23 protein-coding genes, 3 rRNA genes, 1 other RNA gene and 1 pseudogene are annotated in these 25413 nt (G+C 45.5%); 26 read left to right on the top strand and 2 right to left on the bottom strand.

Annotation, left to right across the window (positions count from 1 at the left end):
• Positions 1–28: 28 nt before the first annotated feature.
• Positions 29–541, top strand: a complete 513-nt coding sequence (locus tag MUN89_RS01710; protein ID WP_244710877.1) for a type 1 glutamine amidotransferase domain-containing protein — start codon at positions 29–31, stop codon at positions 539–541.
• 157 nt (positions 542–698) lie between these two features.
• Complete coding sequence (locus MUN89_RS01705) at positions 699–1460, top strand: DUF3891 family protein (RefSeq protein WP_244710875.1); 762 nt, start codon at positions 699–701, stop codon at positions 1458–1460.
• 36 nt (positions 1461–1496) lie between these two features.
• Here the strand turns inward: MUN89_RS01705 and MUN89_RS01700 are convergent, their stop codons facing one another.
• Positions 1497–2783: a glycoside hydrolase family 18 protein gene (locus tag MUN89_RS01700; protein WP_244710874.1), complete on the bottom strand. Its 1287-nt coding sequence runs from the start codon at positions 2781–2783 to the stop codon at positions 1497–1499.
• Between the two features lie 82 nt (positions 2784–2865).
• Between MUN89_RS01700 and tadA the strand changes: the two genes are divergently transcribed.
• The 21 genes from tadA (at position 2866) to rsmI (ending at position 20275) form a co-directional block, all read left to right on the top strand.
• Entirely contained in the window at positions 2866–3348 is a 483-nt protein-coding gene (tadA, locus tag MUN89_RS01695; protein ID WP_244710872.1) for a tRNA adenosine(34) deaminase TadA, read from the top strand.
• 50 nt (positions 3349–3398) lie between these two features.
• Positions 3399–3664: signal recognition particle sRNA large type (ffs, locus tag MUN89_RS01690), an RNA gene on the top strand.
• Positions 3665–3822: 158 nt separating this feature from the next.
• Positions 3823–5532 (top strand): DNA polymerase III subunit gamma/tau, encoded by a 1710-nt coding sequence (gene dnaX / locus MUN89_RS01685; RefSeq protein WP_244710870.1) that lies wholly within the window; start codon positions 3823–3825, stop codon positions 5530–5532.
• A 27-nt stretch (positions 5533–5559) separates the two neighbouring features.
• Positions 5560–5877: a YbaB/EbfC family nucleoid-associated protein gene (locus tag MUN89_RS01680; RefSeq protein ID WP_244710868.1), complete on the top strand. Its 318-nt coding sequence runs from the start codon at positions 5560–5562 to the stop codon at positions 5875–5877.
• 11 nt (positions 5878–5888) lie between these two features.
• Entirely contained in the window at positions 5889–6485 is a 597-nt protein-coding gene (recR, locus tag MUN89_RS01675; protein ID WP_244710866.1) for a recombination mediator RecR, read from the top strand.
• A 6-nt stretch (positions 6486–6491) separates the two neighbouring features.
• The gene (locus MUN89_RS01670; RefSeq protein ID WP_244710864.1) at positions 6492–6716 is read left to right on the top strand and encodes a YaaL family protein; all 225 of its coding nucleotides are present in this window, start codon (positions 6492–6494) and stop codon (positions 6714–6716) included.
• A 76-nt stretch (positions 6717–6792) separates the two neighbouring features.
• Positions 6793–7056 carry a pro-sigmaK processing inhibitor BofA family protein gene (locus MUN89_RS01665; protein WP_244710862.1) on the top strand — a complete coding sequence of 88 codons (264 nt, stop codon included), beginning with the start codon at positions 6793–6795 and terminating at the stop codon, positions 7054–7056.
• Between the two features lie 607 nt (positions 7057–7663).
• Positions 7664–9229 (top strand): 16S ribosomal RNA (locus MUN89_RS01660).
• A gap of 275 nt (positions 9230–9504) precedes the next feature.
• Positions 9505–12424 (top strand): 23S ribosomal RNA (locus tag MUN89_RS01655).
• A 192-nt stretch (positions 12425–12616) separates the two neighbouring features.
• Positions 12617–12730: ribosomal RNA gene (gene rrf / locus MUN89_RS01650) — 5S ribosomal RNA — on the top strand.
• The 16S, 23S and 5S rRNA genes sit together here, the layout of an rRNA operon.
• 138 nt (positions 12731–12868) lie before the next feature.
• Positions 12869–13051, top strand: a complete 183-nt coding sequence (locus MUN89_RS01645) for a sigma factor G inhibitor Gin (protein WP_244710861.1) — start codon at positions 12869–12871, stop codon at positions 13049–13051.
• Between the two features lie 116 nt (positions 13052–13167).
• Positions 13168–14586, top strand: coding sequence for an aminotransferase class I/II-fold pyridoxal phosphate-dependent enzyme (locus MUN89_RS01640; protein ID WP_244710859.1), 1419 nt, complete (start codon positions 13168–13170; stop codon positions 14584–14586).
• Between the two features lie 2 nt (positions 14587–14588).
• On the top strand, positions 14589–15224 hold the full coding sequence (gene tmk, locus MUN89_RS01635; protein ID WP_244710857.1) for a dTMP kinase: 636 nt from the start codon (positions 14589–14591) through the stop codon (positions 15222–15224).
• Between the two features lie 50 nt (positions 15225–15274).
• Entirely contained in the window at positions 15275–15604 is a 330-nt protein-coding gene (locus tag MUN89_RS01630) for a cyclic-di-AMP receptor (protein WP_244710855.1), read from the top strand.
• Between the two features lie 17 nt (positions 15605–15621).
• Entirely contained in the window at positions 15622–16062 is a 441-nt protein-coding gene (locus tag MUN89_RS01625; RefSeq protein WP_244710853.1) for a YaaR family protein, read from the top strand.
• Positions 16063–16075: 13 nt separating this feature from the next.
• Complete coding sequence (gene holB / locus MUN89_RS01620; RefSeq protein ID WP_244710852.1) at positions 16076–17062, top strand: DNA polymerase III subunit delta'; 987 nt, start codon at positions 16076–16078, stop codon at positions 17060–17062.
• A 5-nt stretch (positions 17063–17067) separates the two neighbouring features.
• Positions 17068–17895 carry a PSP1 domain-containing protein gene (locus MUN89_RS01615; protein WP_244713520.1) on the top strand — a complete coding sequence of 276 codons (828 nt, stop codon included), beginning with the start codon at positions 17068–17070 and terminating at the stop codon, positions 17893–17895.
• Between the two features lie 16 nt (positions 17896–17911).
• Positions 17912–18250: a DNA replication initiation control protein YabA gene (yabA, locus tag MUN89_RS01610; protein WP_244710850.1), complete on the top strand. Its 339-nt coding sequence runs from the start codon at positions 17912–17914 to the stop codon at positions 18248–18250.
• Between the two features lie 151 nt (positions 18251–18401).
• A complete protein-coding gene (locus MUN89_RS01605) occupies positions 18402–19145 on the top strand; it encodes a tRNA1(Val) (adenine(37)-N6)-methyltransferase (RefSeq protein WP_244710848.1) in 744 nt (247 codons plus the stop codon).
• Positions 19135–19428: a GIY-YIG nuclease family protein gene (locus MUN89_RS01600; protein WP_244710846.1), complete on the top strand. Its 294-nt coding sequence runs from the start codon at positions 19135–19137 to the stop codon at positions 19426–19428. The genes MUN89_RS01605 and MUN89_RS01600 overlap by 11 nt, the downstream gene beginning before the upstream one ends.
• A complete protein-coding gene (gene rsmI, locus MUN89_RS01595; protein ID WP_244710844.1) occupies positions 19400–20275 on the top strand; it encodes a 16S rRNA (cytidine(1402)-2'-O)-methyltransferase in 876 nt (291 codons plus the stop codon). Before MUN89_RS01600 ends, rsmI begins: the two co-directional genes overlap by 29 nt.
• A 102-nt stretch (positions 20276–20377) precedes the next feature.
• Here the strand turns inward: rsmI and MUN89_RS01590 are convergent, their stop codons facing one another.
• Positions 20378–20656 (bottom strand): transition state genes transcriptional regulator AbrB, encoded by a 279-nt coding sequence (locus MUN89_RS01590; protein WP_244710842.1) that lies wholly within the window; start codon positions 20654–20656, stop codon positions 20378–20380.
• 427 nt (positions 20657–21083) lie between these two features.
• Between MUN89_RS01590 and metG the strand changes: the two genes are divergently transcribed.
• The 3 genes and pseudogenes from metG to MUN89_RS01575 all read left to right on the top strand — a co-directional run bounded on the left by metG (position 21084) and on the right by MUN89_RS01575 (position 25361).
• Entirely contained in the window at positions 21084–23042 is a 1959-nt protein-coding gene (gene metG, locus MUN89_RS01585; protein WP_244710840.1) for a methionine--tRNA ligase, read from the top strand.
• Positions 23043–23117: 75 nt separating this feature from the next.
• A pseudogene (locus MUN89_RS01580) lies at positions 23118–23887 on the top strand (TatD family hydrolase).
• A 211-nt stretch (positions 23888–24098) separates the two neighbouring features.
• Positions 24099–25361 carry a G5 and 3D domain-containing protein gene (locus MUN89_RS01575; RefSeq protein WP_244710838.1) on the top strand — a complete coding sequence of 421 codons (1263 nt, stop codon included), beginning with the start codon at positions 24099–24101 and terminating at the stop codon, positions 25359–25361.
• Positions 25362–25413: the final 52 nt, after the last annotated feature.

Raw genomic sequence — 25413 nt, 5'->3', positions numbered from 1 at the left:
TACTATTTCGAGGAGATGTGATGAAGATATGAGTAAGATTGCTTGTGTATTAACATCCATGTTCGAAGACTCAGAATATACGAAACCTGCTGAAGCTTTCTCAAAAGAAGGTCATGAAGTAACTACGATCGAGTGGGAAGCAGGGAAACAAGTAACAGGCAAACAGGGAGAAGCAACCGTCACGATCGATGCTTCTATCGATGACGTGAAGCCGGAGGATTTCGATGCTCTCTTCATTCCTGGAGGATTTTCTCCGGACCAGCTGCGCGGAGACGAGAAATTTGTCCAATTTGCCAAGCATTTTATGGATCAAAAGAAACCGGTCTTTGCGATTTGTCACGGTCCACAGCTGTTAATTACGGCGAAGTCGCTGGAAGGCCGTTCAGCAACAGGCTTTAAGTCCATCGCGGTGGATATGGAATATGCAGGCGTAAGCTTTAAAGACGAGGAAGTAGTCGTCTGCCAGAATCAGCTGGTTACAAGCCGTCAGCCTGGCGATATTCCAGCCTTTAACAAAGAGGCACTTAAACTGTTAGCATAAGAAGATGGTAGAATGATGCTAAGCCACCTGGCTGAAACGAGGCCGGGTGGCTTATTTTTTGGCAGCTGTAGAGGAGAAAGCGGGAATCTTTTATAATAAAAGGAAAGCCTTTGTCATATTGGTGTAAGTAAATGATGAATAGAGCAGGAGGTTACTTATGATTGTTCATGAGCAGGAAAGTCATTTTCTAATGATCACTCAGCATGACCATGCGTTAGTTTCCGGAGAGATTGTTTTACATTGGAAGAGTAATTTTTTATTGCGATCCAAGCTGAGAGAAGAAGCAGACTGGGCCATTGGACAACATGACCGTGCTTGGATTCCTCTTGATGAAAATCCACTGTGGAATGAAGAAGAACAGCGGCCCTATACGTTTGTCGATTATCCCTTGAAAGAAAAATTAGAAGCCTACAGGCGGGGAATTAATGAAGTTGCCAAACGGACACTGTACGGGGCTATGCTTTGCAGCATGCATTATCAGTCTTTCTTTTCCACCGAGACAAGCGACGAAATGGTGAAGGATTTTTTGAATGAACAAGAAGTCCAGCAGCACGATTTTTACAAGCGGATGCGGATGGAAGTGCCAAAAGATATTGTTGACCTGCATTTTAAGCGCCTTCAATTTTGTGATGATTTATCTCTTTATGCGTGCATGAATGCCCCTGGAGTCGATAAAGAAAAAGAACTCCCGTGGTTTAAGAACGGGTTTCCGCAATCCTTTGATTTTGCTCCTGAAGGCATGCTGGCGCACTGGAAAGACGAAAGTCGTGTCGCCGTCGAGCCGTTTCCTTTTGAGAATTCTTTTCAAGTTGTGATTCCCTATAAACAAGTAGCGAAGAAAGAGATCGAATCGATCGGCTTGAAACAAGCCTATTATCACTCGCCAACGAAAGAGCGGGTCGTTTGGTTTGTAAAGTAAAGACAGCCCTTTAGGAAAGGCTGTCTTTTTGCCGTTTTATTTTTTTTCAATATTAAATTGACTACCGAGGAGTACCCAGTTTTGTGGAAAGGAAAGCCCGAGCTTCCAGTAGCTGATGCCCTTTAATCCTAAACGTTTAATTAAGTCAAACTTCGCCTGAATGGAGCGGGCATCTTCAAACCAGACTTCGTGTTTTTTTCCGTCATTATCTGTATAAGTAAAATAAGGAGCCTGGGCTTCTTCATCATAGGAGATCGGAACATTATTTTCTCTCGCAATCTGAATGGCTCGCTGCGGACTGACGGCTTTAGCAAATTCCCCGCCTTCCACATAAGGAAGGGTCCAGTCATAACCATAAAGATTCTGGCCAAGGAGGATTTTGTCAGCCGGCATTTCGGTAAGCGCGTAATTCACCACTTCTGTAACAGGACCGATCGGAGCGACGGCCATCGGCGGCCCTCCGCTGTATCCCCACTCATAGGTCATCAAAACAACAAAATCGACAATTTCCCCGTGGGCTTTATAATCATGGGCTTCATACCAGGCTCCTTCCTGTGTCGCGCTTGTTTTAGGAGCAAGAGCGGTGGACATTAAAAAACCTTCGGCTGATAAACGCTGTTTGGCTTTTCGTAAAAATTGGTTATAGCTTTCCGTAAGCTCAGGCGGAAGAAATTCCATATCAAAATGAACATCCTGAAATCCCTGACTTTTAGCCGTTTGAATGATAGTATCAAGCAGCTTGTTTTGAAAGGCTTGGTCTGTTAAAATCTTTCTGCCAAGCTCGGCGTCAAATCCGTCATCCCCAAGATTGGTGACAACGAGCATTAACGTGACGTTATTGTTGTCGGCGATCGCTTTAAAGTTATCGAGTGGAGGTGCTTTTAAAGAGCCATCCGACTGGATCCGATAACTAAAAGGAGCCATATACGTTAATTGCGGGGCACGATTTTCCGCTGATGCCCGGAGCGTATCCGATACTTGACCGCCTGAAGGTTCAATGTAAGCATTCACAGAAATTGGAGATTTTGGTCTTTCGGGTATATAGAGCCTGAATCCTACAGATAGCGAAGCTGATGGATCGATTCCGTTCACCTCTGCCAATTCCCCGGCCGTCGTCCCAAAACGTTGCGCAATTGAATAAAGGCTATCCCCTGGCTGAACATCATAGTATTGACCGACAATGGGAATGACGAGTGCTTGACCGACTACTAAGCTTCCTGGGGTCTCTAATTCATTGGCTTCCATGATATCACTTGGGGTACTATTAAATTGAGAGGCAATAGAATACACGGAATCGCCTTGTTTGACTACATAAATTTGCATTTCTCACACTCCTTCTTCATCTTTACCAATGTATGAAGCAGGAATTGCGAATTATTCTTATAAATGAAGAAAGGATGATCCTATGGCAACGGATGAATATTATATGGAGCTTGCAATTGATCAAGCAGAAAAAGCTGCTGTTGTGGGGGAAGCACCGATTGGGGCAGTGTTAGTCCACGACGGTCAAGTCATTGCCACCGGTTTTAATAAACGTGAAACCTTGCAATTGACGTCCTCGCATGCAGAGCTTATTGCCATAGAAAAAGCGAACGAGGAGATAGGAAGCTGGAGACTTGAAGATTGTACCCTTTATGTGACACTTGAGCCTTGTCCGATGTGTGCAGGAGCCATTTTACAGTCCCGTATCCCGAGAGTGGTTTATGGAGCTGCCGATCCGAAAGCCGGCTGTGCAGGCTCGATTATGAATTTATTAACCGACTCTCGCTTTAACCACCAATGTGAAGTAACGAGCGGAGTGCTGGAAGAGAAGTGCGGCCAAATGCTGACCCAATTTTTCAAAGCCATCCGGGATAAAAAGAAACTGAATAAACCCACCAACAATTAGCAGAATGAAATCATTGCATTTTTATATAAAAGTCGCTATACTGGAATATGCCGTGCTAAGCGGGGAGGTAGCGGTGCCCTATACTCGCAATCCGCTATAGCGAGGCCGAATCCCCACCCGAGGTGGTAAGATTTCAAGGTCAGCCTTATGGAAGTGGTGTTGACACCCAGGTCCTGCGCAACGGGAACCAGTGAACCCTGTCAGGTCCGGAAGGAAGCAGCAGTAAGCTGTTCCTCCCGTGTGCCGCGGGAGTGCCTGGGTCGAGCCATAACCATAAGTAACGCTTGGGATTTTTCCATCGACGGTGGGTGCACGGCATTACATAGATTAAAAAGCAGCCGTTATGATTGCAAAGTCATAACGGTTTTTTTCATAGAGAGGAAAGAACCGTGAGGCTTTGGAGGCAGGTAAGGTTCACATCACCTCCTTTCTTCAGGTATAATAAAGAGGACACTATTAAGGGAGAACGGTTATATGAGCTATCAGGCTTTGTATCGTGTCTGGAGACCGAAAAATTTTGAAGATGTAGTCGGACAAACTCATATTACACGCACGTTAAAGAATGCGATTGAGAAAAATAAATTTTCGCATGCTTATTTGTTTTCCGGCCCCAGAGGCACGGGAAAAACGAGTGCAGCGAAGATTTTTGCCAAAGCCGTAAACTGTGAACGTTTTCCAGTGAAGGAACCTTGCAATCAATGTGACGCCTGCCTCGGTATTCAGACGGGGTCAATCTCTGATGTGATTGAAATTGACGCCGCTTCAAATAATGGAGTGGAGCAGATTCGTGAAATCAGGGATAAAGTGAAATATGCCCCTACGGCCGTTCCATATAAGGTTTATATTATTGATGAAGTGCATATGCTTTCGATTGGAGCTTTTAATGCGCTGTTAAAAACGTTGGAAGAGCCGCCAAAGCACGTTATCTTTATTTTGGCTACTACAGAGCCGCATAAAATTCCATTGACCATCATATCGAGGTGTCAGCGGTTTGATTTTAAACGGATTTCGCAGACCGCCATGCTTGAGCGGATGGAAGCCATCACTGGTGCTGAAGGCATCAACGTAGCCAGGGAAGCGTTGGAAATCGTCGCCCTTACTGCTGAAGGCGGAATGAGGGATGCACTAAGCTTGCTGGATCAGGCTATTTCCTATAGTGAAGACGAAGTTACCGTTGAGGATGTTCTTGCCGTCACGGGATCTGTCTCCCAGGCCAAGCTCGCTGAAGTCGTCAGCTCCCTTCACGCTAAACAAGTGAAGGAAGCGTTAGAAGCGGTAGACGACTTAATTCAGCGTGGAAAGGATCCTGGACGCTTTGTCTTTGACTTAATTTTTTATTTGCGTGATCTTTTGTTATTTCAGAGCGCACCTGCTCTGGAGCATCATTTAGAACGCGCCATTCCAGACGATGCCTTCCGCTCTTTGTCTGAAGAGCTGTCAGCGCCATGGATCCAAACGGCCATTCGAGAGCTGAACCAATGTCAGCAGGAAATGAAATGGACGACGAGTCCGAAAGTGTTTATTGAAATCGCTCTGCTGAACCTGGTAGAGGTTCCAAAAAGTGAAGGGAGCGGGGACTCTGCAGCCGACTCCGAAGCGGTGAAAAACTTGTCGATGAAGCTTCACGAGCTGGAAAAAGAGGTTACGTTGTTAAAGCAGCGGCCGCAGCCTGCGGAATCGCAGGAAGCTTCACCGAAGAAACAAAAGCGCACGCCTGCAAGATCCGGCCGAAACGGTTATAATGTACCATATGAACGCATACGCCAAGTATTAAACGAAGCTTCAAAAGATCAAATAAAAACGATTCAGAGCCAATGGGCAAACTTTATGGATGCGTTAAAACAGAACAACGCCCCAGCTCATGCCACCTTGCTGAACAGCAAACCAAGGGCAGCTTCTGAAAAAGCGTTGATTTTAGCTTTTCGCTACGATATTCACTGTTCATTAGCTTTAGAACACCAGCAGACGATTGAACCTTTACTGGCGGAGTTCATTGGAAAACAAGTTGCCATCATTCCTATTCCGGAACCTAAATGGCAGGAAGTGAGAAGCGAATACGTCCGTACGCAAAAAAGTTCTTCTGAAGAAGAAGGCGGAGAAGCTTCCGCTGAGGAGGAGGAAGACCCTCTGATTTCGGAAGCCCGGAAGCTGGTAGGCGATGATCTGATTGAGATTCAAGATTAAATGTATACATTATAAGGAGGAATTATCATGCGTGGTGGAGGAAATATGAACAATATGATGAAGCAAATGCAAAAAATGCAAAAGAAAATGATGAAGGCACAGGAAGAGCTTCATGAAATGACCTTCGAATCTACTGCCGGCGGCGGCATGATTAAAGTAGTGGCTAATGGGAAAAAGGAAATTACAGATATTGAAATCGCTGAAGAGGTTGTAGATCCTGATGATGTGGAAATGCTCCAGGATTTAATTTTGACGGCAACGAACGATGTAATTAAGCAGGTTGAAGACAAAACGAACGATACTATGGGACAATTCACGAAAGGGATGCCTGGAGGAATGTTCTAGGAGGAATCACCATGTATTACCCGGAACCAATATCAAAACTGATTGACAGTTTTACAAAGCTGCCAGGGATCGGCCCTAAGACGGCTGTCCGTCTGGCTTTTTTTGTCTTAGAAATGGAAGAAGACGATGTCCTTGAATTTGCAAAATCACTCGTTAATGCCAAAAGGGAACTAACTCATTGCTCCACATGCGGCCATATTACCGATCAGGATCCTTGCTCAATCTGCCAGGATGAATCGCGGGATCAAACGCTCATTTGTGTCGTGCAGGATCCAAAAGATGTAATCGCCATGGAAAAAATGAAAGAATTCAGCGGAAAGTATCATGTTCTCCATGGCGCCATCTCTCCAATGGACGGGATCGGTCCAGAGGATATCAATGTGGCCAGCTTGCTTGACCGGCTGAAGGATGAAGGTGTGGAAGAGCTTATTCTTGCTACCAATCCTAATGTGGAAGGCGAAGCTACAGCCATGTATATTTCCAGACTCGTGAAGCCTTCGGGCATTCGTATGACACGTATTGCTCATGGTTTACCAGTTGGAGGCGACCTGGAATATGCGGACGAAGTTACGTTATCAAAGGCACTTGAAGGCCGCAGAGAACTCTAGAAGTGGGTGGTTGTTATATTTGGGCGGAAGAAAATCAGAAAAAAAGATATCGACCAGAAGCTGTTAACCGATATCAGGTCCTTAAAAGCCGAGTGGGAAACCTTAGATAATATCATTGAGCATAGTGTCGATCCAAGCGAATCAGGCTTGGCAGATTTAGCTCTTGTAAAAGCAAAGTATTTTTATTTATTAAGAGAAGCACGCTTCCGAGGAGTCAGTGCTCTCTCCTAATCCCGTATGTATAACCCTCTGTTTGGAAACATAAACTTCTGTAAATGCAGATAACTATGAACAGGGGGCTTTTTATATGGATCCGGTTTTGGTCATTCTATTATTAGGACTAGCCATTCCCATGCTTTTAATTGTAGGATTGCCTGCTTCACCTTTAAAATGGGTGGGACATGCACTAACCCGTTTAATTGTAGCCGTAATTTTATTGTTCTTTGTGAATCTATTTGGTTCCCAATTTGGTTTACACATTCCTATTAATGGATTTACAGCCGTCGTATCAGCCATCCTAGGGGTGCCGGGAGTATTGTCCATTACGGCTATTCACTTATGGATTTTGTAGTCGTTCTCTATAGAACATAGACCCGCTTATATCATTGCAGGCTTGCAGAAATTGCCTTCTGCAGCCTTTTTTATTTTAATAGATCAGTTCGGGATGCCTTGATGATTTATTCCAACCTGCGGCTGTTGTGGCCTTTGGTCTTATCTTTCTGATTGGGTTGTGCCTTTTATTATTCCCCTTCACGGCCGGTTTTATGGATTTAATAAGCTTCATAAACATCCTAAAGGCAGTTCGCTTCTCATCGATGTAGAAAAAAGATTTTCCTAGTTTTATAGAAAAAATTATTTAAAAGGGTTGCATCACCATGATTACCATGGTATATTATTTCTTGTCGCGTTAATTGCAGGCGACATTACGAAAATCAAATATTAATAAATTATGAAAAAGTTGTTGACGAAAACAACCGGCCATGATATATTAATTAAGTCGCCATTTTGAAGCGGCAAACATTGATCTTTGAAAACTGAACGAACCAACCAGTACGTCAATTCATTCTTTCTATTATATAGAAGGAATTCAAACAAAGCACACACGATGTGCACACGAGCTTTAGGACCTTCAACGGTGTTGAAGGCAAGCGCTGTCAAAAGCGCACAGCTTTTCAATTTTTTTGGAGAGTTTGATCCTGGCTCAGGACGAACGCTGGCGGCGTGCCTAATACATGCAAGTCGAGCGCGGGAAGCGAGCGGATCCTCTTCGGAGGTGACGCTCGTGGAACGAGCGGCGGACGGGTGAGTAACACGTGGGCAACCTGCCTGTAAGACCGGAATAACCCCGGGAAACCGGGGCTAATGCCGGGTAACACCAACCTTCGCATGAAGGATGGTTAAAAGATGGCTTCTCGCTATCGCTTACAGATGGGCCCGCGGCGCATTAGCTAGTTGGTGAGGTAACGGCTCACCAAGGCGACGATGCGTAGCCGACCTGAGAGGGTGATCGGCCACACTGGGACTGAGACACGGCCCAGACTCCTACGGGAGGCAGCAGTAGGGAATCTTCCGCAATGGACGCAAGTCTGACGGAGCAACGCCGCGTGAACGATGAAGGTTTTCGGATCGTAAAGTTCTGTTGTTAGGGAAGAACAAGTACCGTGCGAATAGAGCGGTACCTTGACGGTACCTAACGAGGAAGCCCCGGCTAACTACGTGCCAGCAGCCGCGGTAATACGTAGGGGGCAAGCGTTGTCCGGAATTATTGGGCGTAAAGGGCACGCAGGTGGTTTCTTAAGTCTGATGTGAAAGCCCACGGCTCAACCGTGGAGGGTCATTGGAAACTGGGGAACTTGAGGACAGAAGAGGAGAGTGGAATTCCACGTGTAGCGGTGAAATGCGTAGATATGTGGAGGAACACCAGTGGCGAAGGCGACTCTCTGGTCTGTCTCTGACGCTGAGGTGCGAAAGCGTGGGTAGCAAACAGGATTAGATACCCTGGTAGTCCACGCCGTAAACGATGAGTGCTAGGTGTTAGGGGGCTTCCACCCCTTAGTGCTGAAGTTAACGCATTAAGCACTCCGCCTGGGGAGTACGGCCGCAAGGCTGAAACTCAAAGGAATTGACGGGGCCCGCACAAGCGGTGGAGCATGTGGTTTAATTCGAAGCAACGCGAAGAACCTTACCAGGTCTTGACATCCTTGGCCCACCCTAGAGATAGGGTTTTCCCTTCGGGGACCAAGTGACAGGTGGTGCATGGTTGTCGTCAGCTCGTGTCGTGAGATGTTGGGTTAAGTCCCGCAACGAGCGCAACCCCTGACCTTAGTTGCCAGCATTCAGTTGGGCACTCTAAGGTGACTGCCGGTGACAAACCGGAGGAAGGCGGGGATGACGTCAAATCATCATGCCCCTTATGACCTGGGCTACACACGTGCTACAATGGATGGTACAAAGGGCAGCGAAGCCGCGAGGTGTAGCAAATCCCATAAAACCATTCTCAGTTCGGATTGCAGGCTGCAACTCGCCTGCATGAAGCCGGAATCGCTAGTAATCGCGGATCAGCATGCCGCGGTGAATACGTTCCCGGGCCTTGTACACACCGCCCGTCACACCACGAGAGTTGGCAACACCCGAAGTCGGTGAGGTAACCTTTTTGGAGCCAGCCGCCGAAGGTGGGGCCAATGATTGGGGTGAAGTCGTAACAAGGTAGCCGTATCGGAAGGTGCGGCTGGATCACCTCCTTTCTAAGGAATATATATGGAACGTACTCGGTTGGTTGTTCAGTTTTGAAAGATCAAGTGATCTTTCTTACGTGAACCTTGAAAACTGGATAAGTGATTAAGAAAGTGTAGACGACCGCTTAGATTCACCGAGCTAAGTAAGCTCACGTAAAGACTGTGGTTTTTCAGTCTTGAAGGGAGATGGCTTAGAATCGAGAGAATCTGGGAGTCGAAACTAGACTTGATTGATGACAAGACATTCAACGAACATCGAAAGAAACAAACGTCTTTTCACAGATAGTTAAGTGAACAAGGGCGCACGGTGGATGCCTTGGCACTAGGAGCCGATGAAGGACGGGACTAACACCGATATGCTCCGGCAAGCCGTAAGTAGGCTGTGAACCGGAGATTTCCGAATGGGGAACCCACTATTCGTAATGGAATAGTGTCCATGACTGAATCCATAGGTCATGGACGGCAGACCCGGGGAACTGAAACATCTCAGTACCTGGAGGAAGAGAAAGCAAATGCGATTTCCCGAGTAGCGGCGAGCGAAACGGAAACAGCCCAAACCAGAAAGCTTGCTTTCTGGGGTTGTAGGACACTCCTTTGGAGTTACCAAGAAGAAAGGTAGGCGAATCGATCTGGAACGATCAGCCAGAGCAGGTAACAGCCCTGTAGCCGAAACCTTTCTTCCTCCGGAGTGGATCCTGAGTACGGCGGAACACGAGAAATTCCGTCGGAATCCGGGAGGACCATCTCCCAAGGCTAAATACTCCCTAGTGACCGATAGCGAACCAGTACCGTGAGGGAAAGGTGAAAAGCACCCCGGAAGGGGAGTGAAAGAGATCCTGAAACCGTGTGCCTACAAGTAGTCGGAGCCCGTTAATGGGTGACGGCGTGCCTTTTGTAGAATGAACCGGCGAGTTACGACTGTATGCAAGGTTAAGCCGTGAGCGGCGGAGCCGCAGCGAAAGCGAGTCTGAACAGGGCGAGTGAGTATGCGGTCGTAGACCCGAAACCGTGTGATCTACCCATGTCCAGGGTGAAGGTCAGGTAACACTGACTGGAGGCCCGAACCCACGCAAGTTGAAAATTGCGGGGATGAGGTGTGGGTAGGGGTGAAATGCCAATCGAACACGGAGATAGCTGGTTCTCTCCGAAATAGCTTTAGGGCTAGCCTCAGAATAGAAAGTCTTGGAGGTAGAGCACTGATTGGACGAGGGGCCCCTATCGGGTTACCGAATTCAGTCAAACTCCGAATGCCAGCGACTTTGTTCTGGGAGTCAGACCGTGGGTGATAAGGTTCATGGTCGAGAGGGAAACAGCCCAGACCGCCAGCTAAGGTCCCTAAGTGTGTGTTAAGTGGAAAAGGATGTGGAGTTGCTTAGACAACCAGGATGTTGGCTTAGAAGCAGCCATCATTGAAAGAGTGCGTAATAGCTCACTGGTCGAGTGACTCTGCGCCGAAAATATACCGGGGCTAAACACACCACCGAAGCTGCGGATTGATCTTACGATCAGTGGTAGGAGAGCGTTCTAAGGGCGGTGAAGTCAGACCGTAAGGACTGGTGGAGCGCTTAGAAGTGAGAATGCCGGTATGAGTAGCGAAAAAAGAGTGAGAATCTCTTTCACCGAAAGCCTAAGGGTTCCTGAGGAAGGCTCGTCCTCTCAGGGTTAGTCGGGACCTAAGCCGAGGCCGACAGGCGTAGGCGATGGACAACAGGTGGATATTCCTGTACCACCTCCTTTCCGTTTGAACGACGGGGAGACGCAGGAGGATAGGGAGAGCGCGCCATTGGATGAGCGCGTCCAAGCAGCAAGACGGCCGGATAGGCAAATCCGTCCGGTGGGAACGTCAAGCTGTGATGGGGAGGGAACTAAAGTACCGAAGCTCCTGAGTTCACACTGCCAAGAAAATCCTCTAGTGAGGAAAGAGGTGCCCGTACCGCAAACCAACACAGGTAGGCGAGGAGAGGATCCTAAGGTGAGCGGGAGAACTCTCGTTAAGGAACTCGGCAAAATGACCCCGTAACTTCGGGAGAAGGGGTGCTCCTCTGCCGAGGAGCCGCAGTGAAAAGGCCCAAGCGACTGTTTACCAAAAACACAGGTCTCTGCGAAGCCGTAAGGCGAAGTATAGGGGCTGACACCTGCCCGGTGCTGGAAGGTTAAGGGGATGCGTTAGCTTTTGGCGAAGCGCTGAACCGAAGCCCCAGTAAACGGCGGCCGTAACTATAACGGTCCTAAGGTAGCGAAATTCCTTGTCGGGTAAGTTCCGACCCGCACGAAAGGTGCAACGACTTGGGCACTGTCTCAACGAGAGACCCGGTGAAATTATACTATGCGTGAAGATGCGCATTACCCGCGACAGGACGGAAAGACCCCGTGGAGCTTTACTGTAGCCTGATATTGAATGTTGGTACAGCTTGTACAGGATAGGTAGGAGCCAGAGAAGCCGGAGCGCCAGCTTCGGTGGAGGCGCTGGTGGGATACTACCCTGGCTGTACGGACATTCTAACCCAGGACCGTGATCCGGTCCGGAGACAGTGTCAGGTAGGCAGTTTGACTGGGGCGGTCGCCTCCTAAAAGGTAACGGAGGCGCCCAAAGGTTCCCTCAGAATGGTTGGAAATCATTCGCAGAGTGTAAAGGCACAAGGGAGCTTGACTGCGAGACCTACAAGTCGAGCAGGGACGAAAGTCGGGCTTAGTGATCCGGCGGTTCCGCATGGAAGGGCCGTCGCTCAACGGATAAAAGCTACCCCGGGGATAACAGGCTTATCTCCCCCAAGAGTCCACATCGACGGGGAGGTTTGGCACCTCGATGTCGGCTCATCGCATCCTGGGGCTGTAGTCGGTCCCAAGGGTTGGGCTGTTCGCCCATTAAAGCGGTACGCGAGCTGGGTTCAGAACGTCGTGAGACAGTTCGGTCCCTATCCGTCGTGGGCGTTGGAAATCTGAAAGGAGCTGTCCTTAGTACGAGAGGACCGGGATGGACACACCGCTGGTGTACCAGTTGTTCCGCCAGGAGCATCGCTGGGTAGCTACGTGTGGACGGGATAAGTGCTGAAAGCATCTAAGCATGAAGCCCCCCTTGAGATGAGATTTCCCTTACCTCTAAGGTAATAAGATCCCTCAGAGACGATGAGGTAGATAGGTCCGAGGTGGACGCGTGGTGACACGTGCAGCTGACGGATACTAATCGATCGATGACTTATCTAAATTGAAAAGCGGAAGCGACTGTTCAGATCCGATTGGCTAAGCAAGCTCGCAGGAAGGCTGGGGTTTTTCAGCCTGGATGAGAGATCGCTTAGATCACGAGGATCTAGGAGCTGCAGCTAGACATACAACTATGAGGTTCGTTTGAATGTGCACTTATCCAGTTTTGAGGGTTCATCTCAACAATCCAAATGATGTGGTAGTAACGGCGAAGAGGTCACACCTGTTCCCATGCCGAACACAGCAGTTAAGCTCTTCAGCGCCGATGGTAGTCGGGTCGATCCCCGTGAGAGTAGGACGCTGCCACGTCAAAGAAAAACCTTAGAAATTATTCTAAGGTTTTTTATTATTCTCTGAATAACATTCATAGTTTAGGAGATACTAGAGATAAATAGCTCATCCCATAAGGAAACTATGGGAGTAGAATTCTAGTAGGAGGTATAAACTATGAATCGAAAAGAATGCTGCAGCATCTGTTCCAGAGAAGCCGAGGATGGAATCTACCTATTAAAGCTTTATATCTGCCAGGATTGCGAAAGAGAAATGATAGATACACCAACCAGTGATCCAAAATATGATTTTTTTGTTAAACAGATGAAAAAAGCCCAACGGGCGATGATTCCTTCATAAACCATTTGTACGAGCTTAGCAGCTATGATGAGCCACTTTCTACAGAAGTGGCTTTTTTTATGCTTGTCTATAAATCGTGTAAGATAAAAGAAGCATATTTTTAGGAGGAAAGGTAAATGGACCAGCAGGATACCCCACTTTATGATGCCTTAATGAACCAAAAAAAGAAAAATCCTTTATCGTTTCATGTCCCAGGCCATAAATACGGAAAAGTATTTCCTCATAAAGGAAAAGAGGATTTCCGATCCATCTTGCAATTAGATGCCACGGAGATAGCAGGGCTTGATGATTTACATCATCCTGAAGGAGCGATTGCTGACGCTCAAAGACTGACAAGCCAATTATTTAACAGCCACGAATCTTATTTTTTAGTAAATGGATCAACCAGCGGCAATATATCGATGGTCTTATCGGTATGCGAGCCAGGTGATAAAATCATCGTCCAACGAAACAGCCATAAATCGGTCTTACATGGACTTGAACTAGCCGGAGCTCAGCCCGTATTTTTGACCCCGGATTTTGATGAAGAAACCTCTCGATACAGTGATATGTCCTGCGCGAGCATTCAATCTGCACTGGAAGAGTATCCGGAAGCTAAGGCCGTCGTTTTAACATATCCTGATTATTTTGGCCGGACTTTTGATATGAAAAGTATCATTCATACATGCCACCGTTATCAAATACCCGTGCTTGTCGATGAAGCTCATGGCGTTCACTTTTCAAGAAGCTCTCTCTTTCCGCCTTCTTCATTGGACTTAGGAGCTGATCTCGTTGTGCAATCTGCTCATAAACTGGCTCCTGCTATGACGATGGGTTCTTACTTACATGTGAAGTCAGATTGGATTCATATCCCCAAGCTGGAGCATTATCTGCAGGTCATTCAATCAAGCAGCCCTTCCTATCCAATAATGGCAAGTCTGGACTTAGCCCGGTACTATCTTGCCCATTATCAAACTGCTCACTTAAAGGAGTACATCTACCAAATCAGAGAAGTTTTCCAAAGCTGTAAGGCCTGGAAGATCCTTTCTTTAACCGCTCAGGATGATCCTTTAAAAATTGTAATGGAACCGGCAGCAGCTTTGAATGGCTATGAGACAGCCGAAGCCTTTGAGAGAGAGGGGATTTATCCAGAGCTCGCTACCCATAACCAAGTTTTATTTGTCTTAGGCATGGAGAATTATTTGGAAGATCAGGAGTTTAAGAAGAAAGTACATCGAGTGAATTCACAATTAAAAAACATGACTGAGAGTGCTACAATAGAAAAGGTGCATGTAGAATTTCCTAAAATGCAGACATTGGATAAGACTTACTTGACGATGAGAACGATGTCCTTTGAGTTTAAGAGCTGGCAGGAAGCTGTCGGGAAAATTGCAGCCGTATCTGTCATTCCTTATCCGCCAGGAATTCCCTATCTCTTAAAAGGAGAAGTTATCACGTCTAATCATAGAAAAACGATTGCTGCATTAATGAAAAGTGGAGCAAAGTTTCAAAATAAGAATATTGCAGAAGGTATTCAGGTTTTTAAAGGAGAATGATTGTGAAGGGATTGTTTATTACGTTTGAAGGAGGCGAAGGAGCAGGAAAAACTTCTATCCTTCGTGAAATTGGGGAACAATTGAAAGAGGCAGGGCATCCTGTAGTGACAACGAGAGAACCGGGCGGTGTGAAAATTGCGGAAAGGATTAGAGAAATTATCTTAAATCCTTCCCATACTGAGATGGATGGAAGGACAGAGGCGCTTTTATATGCTGCGGCCAGACGTCAGCATTTAGTAGAAGTGGTTCTGCCTGCCCTCAGAGAGGGGAAACTCGTCCTCTGTGATCGTTTTGTCGATTCCAGTTTGGCCTACCAGGGCTATGCGAGAGGACTTGGGATGGAGGAAGTTTTCAAAATCAACCAGTTTGCCATTGAAGACTGTATGCCGGATCTCACGCTGTTATTCGATGTCTCACCTGAAGTTGGTCTCGAACGAATCGCCACCAATAAAGGCAGGGAAAAAAATCGACTTGATTTAGAAGCGCTCGATTTTCACAGGAGCGTTCAGGAAGCTTATGAGATCCTTGCTAAAGAGCATTCTGATCGTATTCAGCGGATTGAAGCAGACAGGCCACTGCGTGAGGTGATGAAGGAAGCTTATGAAGTGATTATCCAGCGGCTCTCATCAAACGTATGAAGAATTTGTTATAATAAGGATATACACACTTGACAGGAGGATCCATTCTCATGAAAATGATTATTGCTATTATTCAAGATAAGGACAGTAATCGGTTAACGAATGCGTTAACAGAGAATGATTTTAAGGCGACAAAATTGTCGACAACCGGAGGCTTTTTAAGGGAAGGAAATACGACGCTGATGATTGGCTGTGAAGATGACGATGTCGATGATGTGCTCGGCATTCTTAGAAAAAATTGCAGTCAGCGTGAGCAGCTGGTCGCTCCCATCTCGCCAATGGGAGGCAATGCCGATTCCTATATTCCAAAGCCGGTTAAAGTTGAAGTAGGCGGGGCTACCGTTTTTGTATTACCTGTGGATTCGTTTTATAAGTTTTAACTAAAGGAGCTAATATCATGAAGATCAGTCAAGAGATGAGAACCCAGCTGGATTCTGCCAATAAGCAAGCGGCAAAGCAAATGAAGAGCTCGCAGAACTTTGGCAGAATGGTCCAGACTCAATCACGACAGCTCCATGAAACCCAGTTAAACCAGCTCTTCGCAGGCATCGCCCTCCAAGGTGAACGTGTAGCGAAAGTTCGTTCGTTTCGAGACCTGGCCAGATATAAACGGATGATTAAGGAATTTGTCAAAGAGTCTGTCCAATATGGGATGCATCTAAAGCACTCCCACAGTTGGAATATGCAGGGGCAGACGAGAAAATTAACAATAGTGGAATCTGTAGATGATAAGCTGAACGAGCTTACGGAAGCATTGATGGATCAAGAGAGGAAATCAATCGATCTCCTCGGAATCATAGGGGAGATTAAAGGATTGCTCATTAATTTATACACTTAAGGACGGAATCAATATGGAAAGCTGGAAAGAAACGAAGGAGCTGCAGCCTCTTGTGGGGCAGATGCTCAAAAACAGCATCACGAAACAACGTATTTCCCATGCCTACTTATTTCAAGGAGACCGCGGCACAGGAAAGCGGGAGTTGAGTATCCTGTTTGCGAAAAGTATATTCTGCCAACACCGTACAGGTGCTGAGCCTTGTTTGGACTGCCGTGACTGCCACAGAATTGATACCGGCAATCATCCAGATCTTCACTGGATTGAACCAGATGGACAATCAATAAAGAAAGAACAAATCCTTCACTTACAAAAAGAGTTTACCTACACAGGTCTTGAGTCCAATCGAAAAGTTTATATTATCGTAGACGCTGACCGGATGACAGTAAACGCCTCGAACCGGCTGCTCAAATTTCTTGAAGAACCCAGTCAGCAGACTACGGCAATGCTGCTGACAGAGAACGGACAGTCGATACTGGATACGATTCGTTCGCGCTGTCAGGTGCTTGCCTTCCAGCCTTTAAGTCTACATCGTATCGAAAAAAAATTACAAGACGAAGGCGTATCTGAATCAAATGCCAGACTACTTGCTTCCTTGACCAATAACTTGAATGAAGCACTGGCTATGAATCACGATGAGTGGTTTGCTAATGTGAGAAAAATAGTGATACAATTAATTGAAGTGCTTCAAAATAAACCAAATGAAGGACTTTTATTTGTCAATACTCAGTGGATGCCTCATTTTAAAGAAAGAGAGCAGATACAGCGGGGACTGGATGTGCTGATGCTATGGTACCAGGATTTAGTGAACCATTACTTGGACCGGGAAGAAGCAATGGTGTTTATTAAAGAGAGAGAGAAGCGAGAACAAGCGGCCATGCGGTGGTCACGCCAATCTTCTGCGCAATGCTTATCCTTTATTCTTGAGGCGAAACGAAAGATAAATCAGAATGTCCATCCTACTTTAGTGATGGAGCAGCTTACCCTTCAACTACAGAGGTGATGACCATGATTGAGGTTGTAGGTGTTCGGTTTAAAAAAGCGGGGAAAATTTATTATTTTGATCCAGGCGAATTGAGAATGACGACAGAGGATTACGTCATTGTCGAAACGGTCCGCGGCATAGAATTTGGTAAAGTCGTCATAGCAAATAAATCCGTCGATGAAGAAGACATCGTACTCCCATTAAAAAAAGTCATCCGAATTGCAGATGATAAAGATAAAGTGACTGTAGCTGAAAACCATGATAACGCTGAAGAAGCGTACCGTGTCTGTGAGAAAAAAATCCGTGAACATAAATTGGACATGAATCTTGTCGATGTGGAATATACGTTCGATCGAAACAAAGTAATTTTTTATTTTACTGCTGATGGAAGAGTGGATTTCCGTACCTTAGTTAAGGACTTAGCTTCCGTTTTTAAAACACGGATTGAGCTGAGGCAGATCGGAGTGCGGGATGAGGCAAAAATGCTCGGCGGGATCGGCCCGTGCGGCCGGATGCTCTGCTGTTCCACTTTCTTAGGAGACTTTGAGCCTGTATCCATAAAAATGGCAAAGGATCAAAACCTTTCTCTGAATCCAGCGAAAATTTCCGGGCTGTGCGGACGCTTAATGTGCTGCCTTAAATATGAAAATGATGAATATGAGTCGGCTAAACGGGAGCTTCCAGACTTGGGCGAAAGTATGACGACTTCCTTTGGAAAAGGAAAAGTTGTTGGTTTGAACATGCTGGAGCGATTGGTTCAAGTAGAATTCCGTGATAAGGAACGCGTGCTTGAGTATTCCTTGCAAGAACTAATCGACGAAGGAGTCGTTCAAACGGAAGCCACAGAATGATGAGGTGGTATCAAGCGTGAACAAAAAAGCGATTTTTGAACAAGTGTCCCATTTAGAAACACAAATTGGCGAGTTGTATCAGCAATTAGGAGATTTAAAAAAGCAACTGGCTTATCTGCTGGAGGAAAACCAGCACTTATCGCTTGAAAATCATCATTTGCGTGAGCGTCTTAACAGCGAAGATAAGGAAACAGAAGAAGGAAAGAAACAGGAACGCAATCCTGTGGTCGGAGAAGGTTACGATAACCTGGCCAGACTGTATGAAGAAGGCTTTCATATTTGTAATTTACATTTTGGCAGCCCAAGAGATGAAGATTGTTTGTTCTGTCTTTCATTCTTAAATAAGAAGAAATAATCCCGGTTCGGCCTTTCCTTTTTACTAGGAAAGGTTTTTCTTTTCCTGCACAGGGAATGAAATGAGACGTGTTCCGGATAAAACAGGGCAGGTATGATTTCAATGGACCTGCTGCTGTTAAGCAGAAACGGATAGGAAAGGATAAAGAAACATGGTGCAATTACACGGAGATGAACGAATTGATTATTTACTGGCTGAAGAGAAGGTGCGAATTATCCAAAGCCCTTCGGTATTCGCCTTTTCTTTAGATGCTGTGCTGCTTGCCAAATTTACATATGTCCCTTTCACACGTGGAAAAATACTTGACCTCTGTACAGGGAACGGGGTCATTCCCTTGTTTCTTTCCCGACGGTCCAGTGTACCTATAACAGGGGTGGAAATTCAGACGCGACTCCATGATATGGCTGTAAGGAATGTTGAATTAAACAGTCTTGGGAAACAGATTCAAATGATTCAAGGGGATTTAAAGGACATGCCGAAAGAATTGGGGAACGGCAAATTCGATTTAGTTACCTGCAACCCTCCTTATTTCCCTACTCCACAAACAGAAGAATGGAATATCAATGAACATCTGGCGATTGCCCGCCACGAAATCCATTGTTCTCTTGAAGATGTCGTTAAGGCTTGCAGCCGCTTAGTAAAACCAGGAGGAAAAGTGTCCATGGTGCACCGCCCGGGAAGAATGGTGGAAATTATTACGATGTTTAAAAAGTATCGTCTTGAACCAAAGCGGCTGCGCCTTGTATATCCTAAGCAAGGCAAAGAAGCCAATATCTTATTAATTGAAGCAGCAAGAGACGGCAAACCAGACTTAAAAATTCTCCCCCCGTTATACACGTACACGGAAGCTGAGACGTACACAGCCGAAATGGAGGAGATTTTATATGGGAGTTAGTTACTACGTGTATATCCTGCGATGTAAGGATAATACGCTTTATACCGGATATACCAACGATTTGCCAGCCCGGTTGAAAAAACATAGTGAAGGTAATGGAGCAAAATATACAAAGGGGCGCGGTCCGTTCATTCTTGAATACTGCCAGTCTTACGAGACGAAGCGTGAAGCCATGCAGGAAGAATACCGCCTTAAACGATGGAATAAAGGAAAGAAAGAGACGTGGATTGTTCAAGAAAAAGGAGGGTGTGCGGATGATTTCGCAAAAGAGCTTCAGCAGTGATCGCCAAACAGGAACTCTGTATATCGTGCCAACTCCCATTGGAAATTTGGAAGATATGACGTATCGTGCTGTCACCGTATTAAACGAAGTCGATCACATTGCAGCGGAAGACACGAGAAATACGAAAAAGCTGCTTACTCATTTTCAAATCAGCACGCCCTTGATCAGCTATCATGAGCATAACAAACACACGCGTGGCCCGCAGCTCCTGGAACGTATGCAGCACGGGGAAACGTGCGCCGTCGTAAGTGATGCCGGAATGCCGGGAATATCCGACCCTGGAGCTGATCTAGTCAAAGAAGCTGTTGGTGCGGGAATTCCGGTTATTCCTCTTCCGGGAGCCAATGCGGCTCTACCGGCGCTTGCCGCCTCGGGCCTGTCTACAGAGCAGTTTTTCTTTTATGGGTTTTTACCTAGGAAAAAAAAGGACCGTCAGGCAGAACTGGAGCGCTTGGATACTTATCGCTGTACGTTAATTTTTTATGAATCCCCTCACCGCTTAAAGGAAATGCTCAGTCATTTGTTTGAGCATTTCGGTCACCGGCAGGCCGTATTGGCAAGAGAGCTGACGAAGCGCTATGAAGAATTTTTAAGAGGGACTTTGGAGGAGCTTGTGAACTGGGCTCAAGAAAACGAGGTGCGGGGTGAATTCTGCGTACTCGTGGAGGGAACGCAGGAAGAAGAGGTTGAAGACAAGTTTTGGTGGACCCATTTATCTCTAGTGGAACATGTGAACCACTATGTAGAAAAAGAGGGGATGAAAAGCAAGGAAGCCATTAAGCAGACTTCTTTGGATCGTAAGCTTTCCAAACGGGATGTTTATCAGGCCTACCATGTGAATGAGTAAAACAATAAGCCCCTTCTGCCAAGCAGAAAGGGCTTATGACCGAGCATATGTCATTAGGCACAGGTCCTATTAACCAAAAATCGTCTCTTCGTCTTTTTATCTTTATTTGTTAAGGTAGCCTTGAATTTCTTCGAGAAGCTTCTGAGCTCCTTCTTTACTTAGAACTAGATTGCCATTTGCCAGTTTCATATTTTCATCGGAAACTTCACCGGTTACATGGCAAGTCATGTTCGGCTTGTACTTTTTAAGTACAATACGATCGTCATCGACATAAATTTCAAGAGCATCCTTTTCATTAATTCCTAGTGTGCGGCGAAGCTCGATAGGAATAACTACTCGACCAAGCTCGTCTACCTTACGTACAATACCTGTAGATTTCATGATTTTGTCTCCCCTCAATCAAAAAGTTTAGTCGTCATATTTCGACATATGTCTCGACATAATAGTACCAACCATTCCCATTCGTGTCAATTCTTAAAATTTCCAAACCTGTTAGATCTATTATATACCATTAGGCGTATATAAAAAGCCTGAAATGTAGTTTTCATTGCTGATAACAGGCAGCCCATCCTTATTTTGGCTAACCAGAATTGGTTTAATTATCCAGTATCCTGCAAAACATAAATTACTCAAGTCTATACAGGTGTGAATTTTAACAGAGCCAACCTGTTATCTTTGACAGGAATATTGATTATTCGGTATATTTTAATGTTAGGAATGGCAATAAAGAAAATAGATAGAGATACTTATATGAAGCAGTTCGAAAAAAGCCGGCACAAGGCTTGATATACATTAAGGAGGGAAAAGAATGGCTGAGGAAAAAAATACGTTTTACATTACGACTCCCATTTACTATCCAAGCGGCAATTTGCATATTGGTCATGCTTACACAACTGTGGCAGGCGATGCAATGGCGCGTTATAAACGTCTGCAGGGCTATGAGGTCATGTATTTGACCGGCACGGATGAACACGGCCAGAAAATCCAGCGTAAAGCCGAAGAAAAAGGCGTTTCCCCGCAAATATACGTAGACGATATAGTCAGCGGGATCAAAGATTTATGGGACAAGCTCGACATTTCCTATGATGATTTTATTCGAACTACCCAGGAGCGTCATAAAAAAGTAGTAGCGAAGATCTTTGATTATTTAATGGAAAAAGGCGATATTTATCTTGATGAATATGAAGGCTGGTACTGTACCCCTTGTGAATCCTTCTTTACGGAACGCCAATTGGAAGAAGGTCACTGTCCAGATTGCGGTGGACCGGTGGAAAAAGTAAAAGAAGAATCCTACTTCTTTAAAATGAGTAAATACGTAGACCGGCTTTTAGATTTCTATGAGAAGAACCCAACCTTCATCCAGCCGGAAAGCCGTAAAAATGAAATGATCAACAACTTCATTAAGCCCGGCTTGGAGGATTTGGCCGTTTCCCGGACAACCTTTGACTGGGGTGTAGAAGTTCCTGGAAATGAAAAACACGTCATTTACGTATGGATCGACGCCTTGAGTAACTATATTACCGCACTAGGGTTTGACTCAGACAATGATGAACGCTATCAAAAGTTCTGGCCGGCAGATGTTCAGCTGGTCGGAAAAGAAATCGTCCGGTTCCACACGATTTACTGGCCGATTATGCTGATGGCTCTTGATCTTCCGCTGCCAAAGAAAGTATTTGCTCACGGATGGATCTTAATGAAGGATGGAAAAATGTCCAAATCAAAAGGGAATGTCGTCGATCCTGTTCAATTAAGTGACCGTTACGGCCTTGATGCTTTACGTTACTATTTATTGCGCGAAGTACCGTTTGGTTCAGACGGGGTCTTTACTCCGGAAGCGTTTGTCGAGCGTACCAATTACGACCTTGCCAACGATTTAGGGAACCTGCTGAACCGTACGGTCGCGATGATTAGTAAATATTTTGACGGGCAAATTCCTGAACTGACTTTGAAAGAAACAGAATACGAACAAAATCTTGAACAGCTGGCAGAAGACACACGAAAAGCAGTGGAAGACTCCCTCGAAAATATGGAATTTTCCGTTGCGCTTTCAGAGCTTTGGAAGTTTGTAAGCCGTACGAATAAGTACATTGACGAAACGCAGCCATGGGTGCTGGCAAAAGACGAGGCAAATCAGCAGCGTCTGGGTAATGTGATGGCCCATCTGGCAGAGTCACTTCGTCATATTGCAGTCATGCTTCAGCCGTTCTTAACCCAGACTCCGGGTAAGATGTTCACTCAGCTTGGTGTCTCTGACGAAAATTTAAAAAGCTGGGACAGCATAACTGAATTTAAAGGCATTCCTGCAGGAACGAAGGTGGTCAAAGAAGACCCGATTTTCCCTCGTCTGGATGCTGAAGAAGAGATTCAAGCGATTAAAAATATGATGAAAAAACCGGAGCCGAAAGTGGAGCAGGAACAGGAAAAAGAAAAGCAGCAAGCTGAGGAAGTCACGATCGATGATTTTATGAAGCTTGATTTCCGCGTCGCCGAGGTTGTCAAAGTAGAAAAGGTTAAAAAAGCGGACAAGCTGCTTAAGCTTCAGCTTGACCTGGGCTATGAAAAGCGTCAGGTTGTTTCTGGTATTGCTGAACACTATTCGCCGGAGGAATTGCAAGGAAGAAAGGTCATTTGTATTACCAATTTAAAACCTGTGACATTAAAAGGCGAGCTCTCCCAGGGCATGGTTCTTGCCGGGGAGGATGATCAAGGTAAACTTGCCCTTGCCTCCATTGATCAATCTTTACAAAATGGAGCAAAAGTCAAATAAACAAACTAAAATGCGATTAAAAAGGGGAAGCACCAGCTTTCCCTTTTCTCATTACGAATAGAAAGGTGGAGCAGGATGTTATTTGATACGCATGTACACTTAAATGCTGACCAATTTGAAGAGGATTTGGAAGAGACCATTGAACGTGCCAAAGAAGCTGGCGTCCAGTATATGACGGTAGTCGGTTTTGACAGAAAAACGATTCCTAAAGCTATCCACATTGCAGAAACCAATGAGCATATTTACGCTGCTGTCGGCTGGCATCCAGTCGATGCGGTTGATATGACAGAAGAAGACCTCCAATGGATTGAAGAATTGTCCTCTCACCCTAAAGTCGTGGCGCTGGGAGAGATGGGTCTCGACTATCATTGGGATAAATCTCCGAAAGACGTGCAGAAACAAGTCTTCCGCAAACAAATTCAATTAGCCAAAAAAGTAAACATGCCGATCATCATCCACAATCGTGAAGCCACTGAGGATATCGTGGAAATTTTAAAAGAAGAAAAGGCAGGCGAGGTCGGCGGGATTATGCACTGTTACAGCGGTCCCGTTGACATTGCCAAAGAGTGTATAGAGATGAATTTTATGATCTCCCTGGGGGACCTGTCACCTTTAAAAATGCCAAATTACCAAAAGAAGTGGCAGCTGCCATTGACCTTGAGCATCTGCTTGTCGAAACCGACTGTCCATTTTTGGCGCCTCACCCGAATCGTGGAAAGCGCAATGAACCCGCTTATGTCAAGCTTGTAGCCGAGCAAATCGCTCATTTAAAGGAAATTTCTTTTGAAGAAGTAGCGGAAGCCACAACTGCGAATGCTAAGAAGTTTTTTGGGATCGTGTCGTAATATAAGGACTTTTGATCTAATGTTACAAACCAGTGGTCAAATTGTATGGGAATTGTAATCTGTTTGTTATGTTATTTACCTAGGCAAAAATGCATAATGGAGGAGTCAGCGAAACGAGAGCTGGCTCCTTTTTCCATTTATGGGCCAATCGTTGACATGCTTTTGTCTTAAATCTATTCTACTACCGGTTTTTATGAAAGGGGAGGAACACATGAAGTTTATGAATAAGCTGAAATCAGGATTTGGTTTTAAACTTGGTTTGGCTTTCGTAATCTCAGTTCTAAGTATTGCCTTTATAGGAACAGTGACGTATGAAGCGACAAAGGCTTCTGTACGAGTGACTCAAGACGGTAAAACCCAATTAATTCGGACTCATGCTAATACTGTTGAACAATTATTAACCGAGCTTGATATCACCGTAGATCCACATGATCAATTATCGCACAAACTCACAGCACCGATCACATATGGAATGGCTGTCAATTACCAGTCATCCAAAGCCATAAATTTAGCAATCGATCATCAGAAAGCCCAAAAGGTTTACACGACCGCTTCAACTGTCGGAGGTTTCTTAAAGGAGCAGGAAGTAGAGGTGGCCGATCGTGATGAGATTTCCCACGAGCAGGCAGCTTCTGTAAAAGACGGAATGGACATTCAGGTGAACCACGCAAGAGAGGTCGCGATCAATGATGGCGGCGAGAAAAAGAAAGTATGGACAACCGCTTCAACCGTAGCAGACTTTCTTGACAGCCAGGATATTAAGCTGAATAAGCTTGATGAATTAAAGCCGGGCAAGAATGCTGCTTTAGCGGATCATCCGGATGTTACCATTACTCGTATTGAAAAGGTTACTGACATAGTAGAAGATGACCAACCATACACAGTCGTTACCAAGAAAGATCATTCTATTCCTAAAGGGGAAGAACGGGTGCTTTCTTCTGGAGAAAAAGGGAAAGTGACGAAGAAGTATGAAGTGATCATTAAAAACGGCAAAGAAACGTCACGTAAATTAATTGATAAAAAGATAAACAAGAAGAGTGAAAAACGCGTCGTTGCTATCGGGACAAAAGAATCTGCACCAAAGAATACGAACCGAACAGTTGCAACCGCGAGCACGAATCAATCATCCTCTTCTTCAAATAAGATTACCCAAACGGCATCACGTGGAAACACGTCCAGCAGCAAAACGTTATACATGCATGCCACGAAGTACACAGCCAATTGCTCTGGATGCTCCGGGATTACAGCAACTGGCATTAATTTAAAGGCTAACCCAGGAATGAAAGTCGTTGCCGTGGACCCAAGCGTGATTCCATTAGGAAGCCGTGTATGGGTGGAAGGTTATGGTTATGCTGTTGCCGGAGACACGGGCGGAGCGATTCAAGGAAATCGAATTGATCTTTTCGTTTCTTCTCGGGGCGAAGCCTTAAGCTATGGCAGCAGAAATGTAAAAGTGAAAATATTAGGCAAATAAATCATCTAAGCAGAGGAGTCTTTTCCTCTGCTTTTTTTCCGTTATGCAGTCG

Source organism: Halobacillus salinarum (assembly GCF_022919095.1).
In the GTDB taxonomy this organism is placed as follows: domain Bacteria; phylum Bacillota; class Bacilli; order Bacillales; family Halobacillaceae; genus Halobacillus_B; species Halobacillus_B salinarum.
Note: the sequence above shows the minus strand (reverse complement) of the source record. Positions and strands in the feature narration are given on the sequence as shown.

Excerpts from the sequence above, each read along its gene's own strand:
- MUN89_RS01710 (WP_244710877.1), top strand. The coding sequence starts at position 29 with ATGAGTAAGATTGCTTGTGTATTAACATCCATGTTCGAAGACTCAGAA.
- MUN89_RS01705 (WP_244710875.1), top strand. The coding sequence starts at position 699 with ATGATTGTTCATGAGCAGGAAAGTCATTTTCTAATGATCACTCAGCAT.
- MUN89_RS01700 (WP_244710874.1), bottom strand. The coding sequence starts at position 2,783 with ATGCAAATTTATGTAGTCAAACAAGGCGATTCCGTGTATTCTATTGCC.
- tadA (WP_244710872.1), top strand. The coding sequence starts at position 2,866 with ATGGCAACGGATGAATATTATATGGAGCTTGCAATTGATCAAGCAGAA.
- dnaX (WP_244710870.1), top strand. The coding sequence starts at position 3,823 with ATGAGCTATCAGGCTTTGTATCGTGTCTGGAGACCGAAAAATTTTGAA.
- MUN89_RS01680 (WP_244710868.1), top strand. The coding sequence starts at position 5,560 with ATGCGTGGTGGAGGAAATATGAACAATATGATGAAGCAAATGCAAAAA.
- recR (WP_244710866.1), top strand. The coding sequence starts at position 5,889 with ATGTATTACCCGGAACCAATATCAAAACTGATTGACAGTTTTACAAAG.
- MUN89_RS01665 (WP_244710862.1), top strand. The coding sequence starts at position 6,793 with ATGGATCCGGTTTTGGTCATTCTATTATTAGGACTAGCCATTCCCATG.
- MUN89_RS01645 (WP_244710861.1), top strand. The coding sequence starts at position 12,869 with ATGAATCGAAAAGAATGCTGCAGCATCTGTTCCAGAGAAGCCGAGGAT.
- MUN89_RS01640 (WP_244710859.1), top strand. The coding sequence starts at position 13,168 with ATGGACCAGCAGGATACCCCACTTTATGATGCCTTAATGAACCAAAAA.
- MUN89_RS01630 (WP_244710855.1), top strand. The coding sequence starts at position 15,275 with ATGAAAATGATTATTGCTATTATTCAAGATAAGGACAGTAATCGGTTA.
- MUN89_RS01625 (WP_244710853.1), top strand. The coding sequence starts at position 15,622 with ATGAAGATCAGTCAAGAGATGAGAACCCAGCTGGATTCTGCCAATAAG.
- holB (WP_244710852.1), top strand. The coding sequence starts at position 16,076 with ATGGAAAGCTGGAAAGAAACGAAGGAGCTGCAGCCTCTTGTGGGGCAG.
- MUN89_RS01615 (WP_244713520.1), top strand. The coding sequence starts at position 17,068 with ATGATTGAGGTTGTAGGTGTTCGGTTTAAAAAAGCGGGGAAAATTTAT.
- MUN89_RS01605 (WP_244710848.1), top strand. The coding sequence starts at position 18,402 with ATGGTGCAATTACACGGAGATGAACGAATTGATTATTTACTGGCTGAA.
- MUN89_RS01600 (WP_244710846.1), top strand. The coding sequence starts at position 19,135 with ATGGGAGTTAGTTACTACGTGTATATCCTGCGATGTAAGGATAATACG.
- rsmI (WP_244710844.1), top strand. The coding sequence starts at position 19,400 with ATGATTTCGCAAAAGAGCTTCAGCAGTGATCGCCAAACAGGAACTCTG.
- MUN89_RS01590 (WP_244710842.1), bottom strand. The coding sequence starts at position 20,656 with ATGAAATCTACAGGTATTGTACGTAAGGTAGACGAGCTTGGTCGAGTA.
- metG (WP_244710840.1), top strand. The coding sequence starts at position 21,084 with ATGGCTGAGGAAAAAAATACGTTTTACATTACGACTCCCATTTACTAT.
- MUN89_RS01575 (WP_244710838.1), top strand. The coding sequence starts at position 24,099 with ATGAAGTTTATGAATAAGCTGAAATCAGGATTTGGTTTTAAACTTGGT.